Raw genomic sequence first — 11,759 nt, forward strand, 5'->3', positions numbered from 1 at the left:
AACACGCTCATGTTTACTGAGAGCTTCTCATAAAAAAAGCCCCGCAAAGTAATTAACTCTGCGGGGCTTTTTAATCATTAACTATCCGAATTATTTACAACAGCGGTAAATACCACGGCAGTTAATCTGCCAGCATTTCTTCTGCTAATCGCTTCGCTTTCACAAAATCGGTTTTACCCGATCCAAGTTTTGGTAAGGTTTCAACTTTCAACCAGGTCTGAGGAATTGAAAGACTGTTTAAATTACTGGTCATTAATCCTTGCTTAATGGCATCAACATCCAGTTCTTGATCGTACAAAACCACCAATTTTTCACCTTTTTTATCGTCGGGCAAACTGGTAATCACGGCTTCTTTTTCTGGGTCGGCAATAATTTTAGCAATAGCAGACTCAACCGCGCCAAGACTCACCATCTCACCACCCAATTTGGCAAAGCGAGAATAGCGATCGACCACGTATAAGAATCCGTCGGCGTCTAAATAACCTTTATCACCACTGACGTACCAGCGCGCGTTTTTAAGTTCTTTAATAACACTCTCGGTTTTTTCGGGCTGTTTTAAATAGCCTTTCATCACCTGAGCACCACCAATCAAAATCATGCCTGCTTCGCCGGTTGGTAATTCTTCAAACGTATCGGGATCAACAATCATGCAGCTGGTACCCGGTAACGGCATACCCACAGAGCCCACTTTTGAGCCCCGCTGCAAACTAAAATTACTGATGTCTAATTGATCGGGCACATTCACAGACGTTACCGGTGTGGTTTCGGTCGCACCATAACCCTCGTAAATAATTTTATTAAACTTTTGCCCAAACGCTTCACGAACATCGGTACTGAGTTTTTCGGCACCAGCAACCACAATTCGTAAGCTGTCTAACATGAGCGGTACAACCTTGCTGTTACGACAATAAAGCCGCAAGAAGGTCGAGGTACCACACATGATGGTTGCATTGTATTTTGCGACGGCTTTTGCACAACCCAAGGCATCGGTTGGGTCGGCATGGCAAATCATTGGACAGCCTTCTAACAGTGGTAAAAACTGCGTTACCGTCAAACCAAAAGCGTGGAATAGCGGCAAATTGGCCATGATGGCATCGTCGTCTTCCATATTTAATACATCGGCAATTTGCTTCACGTTTGCCAAGATATTTTTGTGGGTCAGTTTTACGCCCTTAGGTGCGCCCTCGCTGCCACTGGAAAATAATATCGCCGCAACATCGGTAGATTTTTGCTTAAATCCTGAAATTACCGAGCGCAATATTGCGCTAGGAATTAATTTAACGGCAATCAGCGTACTGATTTTTTCAAAATTAGAAATACCCTCGCCCACAGCCTCCATTTCAACCACATCAACGCCCGATAAATCCAGTTCTACGCCGCGCGTTTTGAGTTTTGCTAAGAACTTTTTCGAGGTAAATACAGTGCTGATTTCGGCCTGTTCAATGGCGGCAGAAATAGATTCTGCGCTTGCTGTGTAGTTTAAATTTACGATGGTTTTACCGGCCACCAAAATGGCCATGTTTACCAAAGCGCCCGCAGCACTGGTGGGCAATAACACACCCACATTTTGTGCGGGAGACAGCTTTTTAATTCGGCGCGATAAAATTACCGAAGACGTTAGGGCGCGATTTCCCGAAATAATCACATCCATGGTGTTATCAATAATCGCGTCTTTACGACCGGTTTTTTTAGCACTCTCTATCCATAGGCGATTAATCGTTGGCAGTTCTTCCACGTAGGCTTGCCACGAGTGGATACTCAAATCAAACACCTGACGCTTTACAACATCGGCGGTGCTGTCTTTCGACATAGGCTCACCAAAAGCAAAAATAATATCGCGCGTTAATATAGAGCTGGTGGCCGACTTTAAGCGCGAAGACGATCGCGAAAACTGGCTCCCCCAAAGACCGCGCATGTAAAACGGTAAGATCACAACCTTATCGTTAACCTTTTCGCAGGCATGTTCAAAACCCTTACGAAACTCAGCCATATGGCCGGTGCGGCTGATACTACCTTCGGGGAATAAACACACCGCCTCGCCTTGATTAAGCAGTTCGGTTACCGTTTCTAGAGCGCGACGACTGCGTGGACCTTGATCAATAGGAATACAACCGAACATATCGAAGAACCATTTCAGGAACCATTTTTCGTAGATTCCACGGTCCATAACAAAACGAATACGGCGCGGACAGGCGATTTGCACAATTGCCCAATCAATCCAACTGATGTGATTGCCCAGTAATAGTACGCCACCCTTGGCCGGAAAGTTATTCAATCCTTGTACTTTAACTTTATAACGGCGAGACAACACGAACGACAATAAAAACCGAGTTAAACTCTGCGGCCATTCGTACACAACATACACACAGCCAATCAGCGCAATCACGGCGATCAATTGTAAAAGCGTTGCACTGTTCCAACCAAAATACGCAAAGGTTACCGACAACACCAAAAACGAAAACATAAAAATGTTTTGCACCCAGTTGTTGGCCGCCAGAATTTTACCCAATTGATTGGCTTGGGCATTAAATTGAATAAGTGCGTTAAGCGGTACAATAAATAATCCACCGCTAAAACCAATTAAAAAGAAATCTAAGGCGAATTCCAGTGACGTATCGAGAAAGGTTAATAAAACCAAACCCAGCGCAATACCCGCAGCACCTACAGGCACCAAACCAATTTCTATGTGGTTTTTAGATAATTTACCGGCAACGGTAGAACCCACCGCAATACCTAAGCCCGAACAGGCCAAAATACCTTGTACCAGAATGGTATTGTCGTTTTCGGTAAGCTGTTTAAAAAACGCCGGAAAAGCCGCCAGCATAACTTGGCCAATGGCCCAAAATACCGACAAGCCAACAATAGAAAGACCAATAGCACGATGGGTTAAAACCGGTTGCAAATCTTTTTTAAACAATCGCCCGGTAAGAAATTGCTTGGTAGAAAAGGTTTCTTCGGTTGGCGTCACCACAGGCGTTGGTAAACGATAGGTTAAAATCAATTCAATGATTGAATTAATGATTAGTATAAAACCAATCGGAGCAATCGCACGAATCACTTCTGACTCGGTTTCTAACGGCTTGCTGGCTTGATAAAAATTCTCAAATAAAATCGAGTAGGCAAAAATACCGGCGAGAATTGCAATAATCGATAAAGACGCGACCACACCATTGGCTTCGCCGAGCCGGGCCTTACCAAACAACTCTTTGATATAACCCATTTTTGCGGGCGAATAAATCGCCGATTGTGCAGCGAGTAAAAAGGTCATGGCAAAGGCCAACCAAAACCAGCCGAGATAATAGAACACAGTGATTAAAACGGTGAAACCAACCGCCGCCCATGCCGATAATCTCATGATGTGAGTTTTACTGAATTTATCGGATAAAAATCCAGCAGGACTCATCAAGACAATAAACGGAAGTAAAATGAGCGCATTGACAATGGCCGTTAAAATAACCTGTTCTGGGCCGTCGTAGAGCTTATAAACGGTATTTTGAATTGTTATTTTATGCCCAAGATCAACAAACGCGTTCAAAAATACTGCGATGAAAAAGGGAATCGCTCCCTGAAAATGACGCAGCTTCGTCATGGTGGTCGTCCTTATCATAGGTTACTCGGAAGTCCTCACTGTAAATCGATGTATCACACTTGACCACTTTTATAAAAATTGTTGAGTCATTTGCAACCAAAAGTATCGCTATGCAATACTTTGATGCATTATCACTCCATCAAGTTGGTCGGTATTATGGCTCAAATCAAAGCGTTAGTTACAGCTTTAAAAAAGCAATTGCGAGCATCTGGGCTCACCTACAAAGACGTCGCCCAAGCACTTGAACTGAGTGAGGCCACCGTAAAACGTCTCTTTGCGGAGGAGAATTTCACGCTAGAGCGCCTCGACGCGATTTTACGGTTAATGAATTTAGACTTTTCCGATTTACTGAATTTAATGACTAGAGATCGGTATCAATTAGAACAACTAACCGAATCCCAAGAGGCACAAATAGCCGGAGACGTGACCCTACTGATCATTACCGTGAGTGTTATTTACGGATTTAGCTTTGAAGAGCTTGAAGATTATTATAATTTTGATCACCATAAATTAATTCAACAACTGGCCACCTTAGATCGACTAAAAATTATCGATTTATTGCCCGGCAATCGCATCAAACTTCGCATTGCACCTAATTTTCGCTGGCTAGCCAACGGCCCCATTCAGCAATTTTTCTTACAGAAAGTGCAACAGGATTTTTTCAATTCTAAGTTTGATCAAGATACCGAGAAGCTTATTGTATTAAATGGTTTGTGTTCGTTTTCGACCAATAAAGAAATACAAAAAAAGATGCAGGCACTTGTGAACGAAATCAGCGAATTAAACAAGCGCGATTCGACACTACCCTTGGGAGAAAAGTTTGGCAATACTCTGGTTGTGGCTTTACGTCAGTGGCAATACACCTCTTTTAGTAACTACGTAAAACAGGATTTCAAAACACAAACCATTAAATCCAGCAGCACCAAAAAACCATAGATAACCCAGAGTTTTCAGCAGCACAAGAATGTGCTGCCAAATTCAAGAACCATACTTGATTGAAATTGTGAAGGCATTGGCAATCGCATGCTCAATGTCTGCCCTCTGATTAAATCAGGAATGAGTTAATCAGAGGTTTCCATAAATTAATCAAAGGTTCTCATCAATTAATCAGAATTTCGTAAAAATAACTTCAATATTCTTAAACGCTAACCAATATTTTTATCGGTTAACCGATATTATTTCACATTAACCATAGGCGCGATTTTTCGCCGTGGTAATTAATTCTACACCGGCTTCTTTTAACGCATCTTCACTGAGAGAGCTTTTTGTTTTTCGGGCCTTCCAAGAATGCACACCCATGGCTACGTTATGTTCTAACTGGAGAGCCAAGATAGACTGCTCTATGCGAGAAAGCATGCCTTGAGCCTGACGCAAATCGGTTCCGGGCATCAACACCGCTAAGCACACCTCATCGATTCTTGCACAAATATCAATCTTGCGAATATTTGCCTTTAATTCCTGCACCAGTTTCTGCAAGGTTAGATCAATGTCCGATACCTCTGCCTCTACAACCAACATCATACAGGCTAGGTGGCTGTGTTCTCTGCGGGCGCGATCGAGCTCATTGTGCAGTGCTTTTTCAAAATACTGAGCGTTGCCAATTTGCAAAACCGGGTCTTGCAATGATGCTAACCACTGCTGCTCATGGGAAAATGAAAAACGCAAACTTAAACTGGCGACATCGGCGAGATGGTCTAATAAATTGGTATCTTTTGCAGAAACAAATCGTTTTTCATCACTGGAGGCAAAATGCAGACTGCCAAAAATACCATGAGCATTTAACAGCGGTAAAAATGCGGCACTGCCTACTTTAGGTGTTCCGGGAAATAACCGTGTCGCGGTGAGAACATCAATTTCTTGTAACATAACCTGAGGTTTTTCAGGATAAATTTTCTTATAAAAGTCGGCATTTTTGCGCAGTTGCAAACGATTACTGCGCAAATCAATTTGGCACGCACTGATCATTTCCTCAATGTGGCCATCGGCATCGTGTAAAATCAAACTACTTGAAGCCAACCGAAAATGTCGGCAAGCGTCATCAAGCAATAGGTTAACGGTTTCACTGAAACTTTGCGAGTGCAGTAATCGCGTTTGAAATTTCTGAAAATGAGCGTGCGTTTTTTGCTGCTCATCAATACGATCTAATAATTGTTGTACGATCTCTCTGAGGCGTCGATTTTCGTTAGCGATACTTATTTCCACGACACTAAATCCTGTATTGACTGTTAAGACTCTTGTAGTTGCCTATAACTAACTGCTTGGCGCATCACTTTTTACAGGTGAGCTGCTTAATTCATGTATCGGCTAGATTGGTCAAAAATAAAAGAATTTTTTTAGTGGTGATAAAGCACCAAATTACGCTTATGGGTGGCAACAACAACGCTAGTAAGATTGCTATTATTAGGAAAAAACCATCGATGTTAATTTAGAATGATTTTATATTAGAATATTAAGAAGTCTCTGATTGGCCGAGAATATCTACAGGAGTTAATAAATGGCAATCGCCTCACCCCCAAAAAGAATCGTTGTTCTCACCGGAGCCGGTATATCCGCCGAATCTGGATTAAAAACCTTCCGCGACAACAATGGATTATGGGAAAACCATCGGGTTGAAGACGTAGCCACGCCAGAAGCCTTTGCAGCAAATCCAGGACTGGTACAACGTTTCTACAATGCAAGACGCAGCCAACTGGTTGAAGAAGCGCAACCCAACCAAGCACACATCGATTTGGCGGAATTCGAAAAAGACTATTCGGGAGAGTTTTTGCTGATTACCCAAAACGTTGACGATCTTCATGAACGCGCTGGCAGTAAAAACCTATTACACATGCACGGCGAATTGTTGAAAGTTCGCTGCGCGAAAACCGATACCATTTACGACCGAACAACACCGGTATATTACGAAGAGCTTTGTGACTGTTGTGGACTACCCGGTAAACTGAGACCGCACATTGTTTGGTTTGGCGAAATTCCACTGTATATGGACAAGATCTACCAAGCACTGGAGCGGTGTGATCTATTTGTGTCTATTGGTACTTCTGGCAATGTCTATCCGGCGGCCGGATTTCAGCAAATCGCTCAAGAATACGGTGCCCACACGGTGGAACTTAATTTAGAAGCGTCTAAAGGCGCGAGTCGTTTCGACGAATGCATACAAGGCCCGGCCACAGAAATAGTGGGTAAATTTTTTAAACATTTATTAACAACACAATCTTAGTCTAACACCGCAGTTTAAAACCAAGCAGTTCAAAACCAAGCAGTTCAAAACCAAGCAGTTCAAAACCAAGCAGTTCAAAACCAAGCAGTTCAAAACCAAGCAGTTTAAAACCAAGCAGTCTAACGAATACTTGCTTCAATATTTAAAAGAGATGATTTCAATGACTTCTGCAAACTCAGCATTACAATCTGTATTGAATGAAATCGATACTCTCAATAAACAAGACCCAAACCAAGAAAATTTTAATGGTGAATGGGTTGCTAAGGAATGGTTGTACGGCGTAAGAATGAGTGAGCGTCTACAACAATTCCAACCCGACGCCGACGAAGTACTGCAAATCGCCGCAAGGGCTCAACATGTACAGCGCTGGGTTATTCCTCGTTCCGATTATCCCATGGATAAATCGGGCTATAAAAAATGGCGATTAGAACTTGGTAAATTCCACGCAGAAACCGCCGCTAAACTCATGCAAAAATACGGTTATAGCAGTGCAGATACCGACAAGGTTGAAATATTATTAACCAAACGAAATTTAAAAAGAGACGAGCAAGTTCAAGCACTTGAAGACGTTATTTGCTTAGTATTTATTGAACACTATTTAGAGCCTTTTGCCGAAAAACACTCCGAAGAAAAGCTCATCGATATTATTCGCAAAACTTGGAATAAAATGTCGGAAAAAGGCCATCAGGCGGCTCTCACCATTCCCCTAAAAGCACATTTGAGCGAATTGGTTGGAAAAGCATTAGCTGAGTAACTACAGAACATCGAGCTTCAGTAAATTTATTCACTGGGCTCGACTTTTACTGAAGGAAACTCTGATTAACCTAGAGTTTCTCGCGACACAAGGATGGTGTCGCCAATTTCAAGAACTGTAAGTGATTGAAATTGTGAAGAAATTGGAAATCACATTTTCAATTTCTTTCCTCTGATTAAATCAAGGATGAGTTAATCAGAGGTTCCTGAAAGTGTTCAACAAAACACGTTTTTGATGCGGCAGAATTCAGGCAACGTCGAATCCACAACGCACGCTCAAAAATCGACGGTGTACTACTGATCAGATTGCGAATCTTCGTTTTTCTTTTTTAACGACAACAACGGTTTTTTCGCTCGGTTACCATTATCTCGGTTGCCAGTATTAGAGTTACTGGAGTTGCCACTGGGCTTTTTAACTACCTTTGCCTGATGCTCACGCCGATTCCCGTAACGAGAATTACCCACATCACCGCTGTCGCGGCTGGCTTTAGCAATAGCCTCAACACCATGACGCAGCAAGCGAACCTGATCTAGCGCAGAAAGATGTTTTGGAAACGGTCCGGGATGCACTACCGAGGGGTTTCTGGGGGAACCTTCAACCGAGATAGTAAAACCACAAGGATGCGTTGCAGAGAGATTCTTGAGATCAATCTCCCAGTCCTCAAAGTCGATACTCACACTCTAACCCCAATAAAGTAATGCAGAAAATGTAATTTTAAACGCCAAAATTTTATCGGAGCAGCCACTTTACATAAATTTACACACGTATGTTAACTTTTTTATAACTAAATCGCAGGATACTACTATTCCGCCCAGATAGATTTTTTGGATGACAAATTCATTTCATTCCCTTATTTAAAAGGATAACTTTAATAACAGCACGAAATAACGCTCATTCAAAAAAGACAGAGAAATGGCAATCTTTAACACAAGAAAACACTTTAACTGCTTGATTAACAAGTCAATTTTTAGTCAGCTTTGACATGGATAAACGCATAAAATGCGTATAGAAGTGATATTTTACGACAAAAGCAGGAGGACAATTCAGAATGAAAAACTGTAAAAAAGGAATTTTGCGACAGATTTTCAAACCTGTCGCGCGCATATATTTAGCCCATACATTTAGGTGACGCAGGAGCAACTTTTTGATTCTGCCACTCTTCTGGCGTGTAAGCATGAATCGCCAAGGCGTGAACACCCTCTTTTAACTCGTCAGCTAACACTTTGTAAACATGTTGATGGCGTTGCACAGACCGTTTTCCAGTGAACAAATCACTCACAACCACCACTTTAAAGTGCGACTCCGAGCCTAGGGGAACATTGTGCATATAGCTTTCGTTCTCAACAGAGAAAAAGCTAGGACTGAACGCCTGATCTACTTTCTTTGAAATACTCATCTCAATAGTGTTGCCCACAATACGCCTCTATCTGTCTGCTGTACGTTCGTAATTGATTAATAAAAAACCAAACTTTCATGGGCAGTCACGTGCCTCAATCAGCTTAATAAAAGTCTAAAGGAAACTCTAATTAACCCAAAGTTTCTTACGACAAAAAAATTTTGCTCATAATAACTCAATACTAAATTAGATTTAATCAATGCATTAAAAACTCTGATCCATCAAGAGTCTCAAACGCAAGAATATTGTGTACTAATTTCGATAACCCAAGATGATTGAAATTGTGAAAAATTGGAAATCCCATTACCAATTTCTATCTTATAAACACATCAAGTTATAATTGGCCCTGGTTTTATATTAATCAGAGGCTTATATTAAATTAGAAACTTAGGTTAAACATGGATCGACTGACCAAAAGTCTACAATTTAATTAAGGTCTCCCATAAACAAACAATCATAACCTTCTATTTTTTATACGATTTTATATTGATAGAAAAATCTCTGTGTTGAATAGACTTTTCTAGTATCTATAACGCGTAATTTTGTTCATAAAATCAATCTCTCATTGTACCTGATTGAATTTTCAGTGTTGTCACAACGCAAGGAAAAATATGAACTATACTGATTTTCCGTTAACCCTCACTATTGTTTTAACTAACGAAGTACGAGAATGACTACGGATTCTAAACACAACAAAAACGCCCCTGTATTTGTTAATCGACGCAAAGGTACTGATCGACGTTTAGAGCACGATCGCTGCCAAGATATGCCAATGGATTTATTCCATCGTAAACGCCGAAAAACTGTGGATCGTAGAGCCGGTGATAGAAGCCTTCTTGAAGACTATTTGGCGTTCAGTGAAACCACTATTGGCACAACAATCATTAGCAAAACAACAGTTAGGGATAAAAAACCCAACTAATTATCTGCTTAATCTATTCGCTTAACACTCGGCGTGTTGGTTTGATCAATCTGAGCGCATAGCATAAATAACCGTATAAACATATAGGAACCTCTAATAAACTTTTTCATGATTTAATCAGAGGTTCTTATTGAAATTAAAATCCTACAATAATCGATGAATTATTCATCCCAGTCTTCGTCATCCATTTCGTCAAAACGTTTATCCGTTTTTGGTGCTTTTTTCTGAAAAATTCGCTGCAACATTGGCGATAATTCCGTATTCAGCTCTGCTTGCAGTTGTTCAATAACTTCTTCTACATCCGGCCCTTCTTTTACGACAACAGGATGAACACCAATCGTAATAAGTTGCTTGGTAGCAGAACCACCAATAGATCCGCAATACACCAAATCACAACCCAACAACCACGCTAACTTGGGTTTTAATTTATCTTCATTACCGTCTTTTAATTCTTTTGGAAATAATTTATGCGTAACCGATTTAGCACTGTGGCCACTAATCTCATACACAAAAAAACCTCTGGCTGAACCAAAGTGCTGATCAACGCAATCGCCATCCATACTTGCAAAGGCCACAATTAAAGTATCAGCGCCGACCTCTGTATCTTCGTATAAATCATTAACACAAGTTACTTCAATAATGGGTTCCACGGCTTCCATAATATCAACGCACCTAGGTATTTATTGAACGATAAAAAACTCAATACAAACAACCTAGTCTCATCAAATTGTATGCCCATATCTCACAAACAGCTGTGATTTTTAGTAATAGCGCTAATGGCACAAGGGTTGCCGACAATCAATAAAGAACAACAGACATTAGGTTCTACCGCTAAGTTAACGGCTTGATTTTATTCGTTTTTTTGAGCAAGCTTTTTAAAATTTAAACCTAAATGCTGTTGTCGCAAATCGACAAAATCTAATTTTGTAACAAACACAACAATATCTAGAAAACTCTGATTAAATTGTAAAGGTATGATTCTCAGATTTTTATAAGAAGTTTTTCTAGGAAGCTTTGAATAACTCAGTGCTTGCCCAAAATGGCCGCGTAAGATTGTTTCTTCAATAAACATCCAAAATATTGCACTTAAGGAGATCGCTGTGAAATTAACTGAAATCCCTTTTAAAGATGATGCGTTTAAAGCTTGCGTTTTAGCGACCCAAAAAGAAAATGCCGAAGATATTATTGAGTTAAATTGCCGAAAACACAAAATAGAAAGTGTTGAAGGTATAGAATATCTTACCGAACTAAAACTTATCGATTTAACTCGCAACAATCTCACTAAAGTAGACTTATCTAAAAACACCAAACTCGAAGAAATATTTTTAGGTAATAACGCCATCGAAGAATTGGACATCAGCGGTTGTAAAGAACTGAAGCATTTAGAAGTATTTATGAATGATTTAGAGTCTTTAGATATTTCTAATAATGCTTTGATCGAAGAATTATGGGCAGATGTTAACGAAATCTCTGTGCTTAACACCGATAATTTAAGCGAATTGGAAGATTTACGCCTAAACAGTAATAACATTGTTGATATGGATCTTTCTAAAAACGCTAAGCTTAAAAAAATTCAAGTTTTAGAAAACCCGTTATCAGATACGACGCGATCACAACTACAAGCGTTAGCGGCTGCGCAAATAAAAATGTAATTACGACCTATCGATTAACAACTGGTAGCAGTTGATACATTCAGCTGCTACGAATTAAAAACATCAAGCAGCATCAAATAATGAAGCGCTCAAACTTGAGTACTTTACGTATGGGAAACTTTGATTAAATCATGGAGGAATTAATCGGAATATCCTATAGGAACCTCTGATTAACTCATCCATGATTTAATCAGAGGACAGAAATTGAAAATGCGATTTCCAATTTCTT

Annotated in this window: 11 protein-coding genes; 5 read left to right on the forward strand and 6 right to left on the reverse strand. The window is 40.4% G+C overall.

What is annotated here, in order from left to right; genetic code table 11:
• Positions 1 to 121: 121 nt before the first annotated feature.
• A complete protein-coding gene (locus tag ACYQ28_RS10240) occupies positions 122 to 3,589 on the reverse strand; it encodes an acyl-[ACP]--phospholipid O-acyltransferase (protein ID WP_460049873.1) in 3,468 nt (1,155 codons plus the stop codon).
• A 156-nt stretch (positions 3,590 to 3,745) separates the two neighbouring features.
• Here ACYQ28_RS10240 and ACYQ28_RS10245 point away from each other — a divergent pair, with 156 nt between their 5' ends.
• A complete protein-coding gene (locus ACYQ28_RS10245) occupies positions 3,746 to 4,525 on the forward strand; it encodes a helix-turn-helix domain-containing protein (RefSeq protein WP_460049875.1) in 780 nt (259 codons plus the stop codon).
• A 249-nt stretch (positions 4,526 to 4,774) separates the two neighbouring features.
• Here the strand turns inward: ACYQ28_RS10245 and ACYQ28_RS10250 are convergent, their stop codons facing one another.
• Positions 4,775 to 5,791, reverse strand: a complete 1,017-nt coding sequence (locus ACYQ28_RS10250; protein ID WP_460049877.1) for a sensor domain-containing diguanylate cyclase — start codon at positions 5,789 to 5,791, stop codon at positions 4,775 to 4,777.
• A gap of 292 nt (positions 5,792 to 6,083) precedes the next feature.
• On the opposite strand from ACYQ28_RS10250, the gene cobB reads away from it, so the two are divergent.
• Both cobB and ACYQ28_RS10260 read left to right on the forward strand, forming a co-directional pair.
• Complete coding sequence (gene cobB, locus ACYQ28_RS10255; RefSeq protein WP_460049879.1) at positions 6,084 to 6,806, forward strand: Sir2 family NAD+-dependent deacetylase; 723 nt, start codon at positions 6,084 to 6,086, stop codon at positions 6,804 to 6,806.
• A gap of 160 nt (positions 6,807 to 6,966) precedes the next feature.
• Positions 6,967 to 7,560, forward strand: a complete 594-nt coding sequence (locus tag ACYQ28_RS10260) for a DUF4202 domain-containing protein (protein ID WP_460049881.1) — start codon at positions 6,967 to 6,969, stop codon at positions 7,558 to 7,560.
• 293 nt (positions 7,561 to 7,853) lie between these two features.
• On the opposite strand, the gene ACYQ28_RS10265 is transcribed toward ACYQ28_RS10260, so the two are convergent.
• Together ACYQ28_RS10265 and ACYQ28_RS10270 are read right to left on the reverse strand one after the other, a co-directional pair.
• Positions 7,854 to 8,237 carry a hypothetical protein gene (locus ACYQ28_RS10265; RefSeq protein WP_460049883.1) on the reverse strand — a complete coding sequence of 128 codons (384 nt, stop codon included), beginning with the start codon at positions 8,235 to 8,237 and terminating at the stop codon, positions 7,854 to 7,856.
• Between the two features lie 431 nt (positions 8,238 to 8,668).
• Positions 8,669 to 8,974: a BolA family protein gene (locus ACYQ28_RS10270; protein WP_460049885.1), complete on the reverse strand. Its 306-nt coding sequence runs from the start codon at positions 8,972 to 8,974 to the stop codon at positions 8,669 to 8,671.
• A gap of 652 nt (positions 8,975 to 9,626) precedes the next feature.
• On the opposite strand from ACYQ28_RS10270, the gene ACYQ28_RS10275 reads away from it, so the two are divergent.
• Positions 9,627 to 9,878: a hypothetical protein gene (locus ACYQ28_RS10275; RefSeq protein ID WP_460049887.1), complete on the forward strand. Its 252-nt coding sequence runs from the start codon at positions 9,627 to 9,629 to the stop codon at positions 9,876 to 9,878.
• Between the two features lie 161 nt (positions 9,879 to 10,039).
• On the opposite strand, the gene ACYQ28_RS10280 is transcribed toward ACYQ28_RS10275, so the two are convergent.
• Both ACYQ28_RS10280 and ACYQ28_RS10285 read right to left on the reverse strand, forming a co-directional pair.
• The gene (locus ACYQ28_RS10280; RefSeq protein ID WP_460049889.1) at positions 10,040 to 10,537 is read right to left on the reverse strand and encodes a NifB/NifX family molybdenum-iron cluster-binding protein; all 498 of its coding nucleotides are present in this window, start codon (positions 10,535 to 10,537) and stop codon (positions 10,040 to 10,042) included.
• A 191-nt stretch (positions 10,538 to 10,728) separates the two neighbouring features.
• Complete coding sequence (locus tag ACYQ28_RS10285; protein WP_460049891.1) at positions 10,729 to 10,950, reverse strand: hypothetical protein; 222 nt, start codon at positions 10,948 to 10,950, stop codon at positions 10,729 to 10,731.
• Between the two features lie 28 nt (positions 10,951 to 10,978).
• On the opposite strand from ACYQ28_RS10285, the gene ACYQ28_RS10290 reads away from it, so the two are divergent.
• Positions 10,979 to 11,530, forward strand: a complete 552-nt coding sequence (locus tag ACYQ28_RS10290; protein ID WP_460049893.1) for a leucine-rich repeat domain-containing protein — start codon at positions 10,979 to 10,981, stop codon at positions 11,528 to 11,530.
• Positions 11,531 to 11,759 lie beyond the last annotated feature (229 nt).

This window comes from Sessilibacter sp. MAH1 (genome assembly GCF_054658315.1).

Excerpts from the sequence above, each read along its gene's own strand:
- ACYQ28_RS10240 (WP_460049873.1), bottom strand. The coding sequence starts at position 3,589 with ATGACGAAGCTGCGTCATTTTCAGGGAGCGATTCCCTTTTTCATCGCA.
- ACYQ28_RS10245 (WP_460049875.1), top strand. The coding sequence starts at position 3,746 with ATGGCTCAAATCAAAGCGTTAGTTACAGCTTTAAAAAAGCAATTGCGA.
- cobB (WP_460049879.1), top strand. The coding sequence starts at position 6,084 with ATGGCAATCGCCTCACCCCCAAAAAGAATCGTTGTTCTCACCGGAGCC.
- ACYQ28_RS10260 (WP_460049881.1), top strand. The coding sequence starts at position 6,967 with ATGACTTCTGCAAACTCAGCATTACAATCTGTATTGAATGAAATCGAT.
- ACYQ28_RS10275 (WP_460049887.1), top strand. The coding sequence starts at position 9,627 with ATGACTACGGATTCTAAACACAACAAAAACGCCCCTGTATTTGTTAAT.
- ACYQ28_RS10280 (WP_460049889.1), bottom strand. The coding sequence starts at position 10,537 with ATGGAAGCCGTGGAACCCATTATTGAAGTAACTTGTGTTAATGATTTA.
- ACYQ28_RS10285 (WP_460049891.1), bottom strand. The coding sequence starts at position 10,950 with ATGTTTATTGAAGAAACAATCTTACGCGGCCATTTTGGGCAAGCACTG.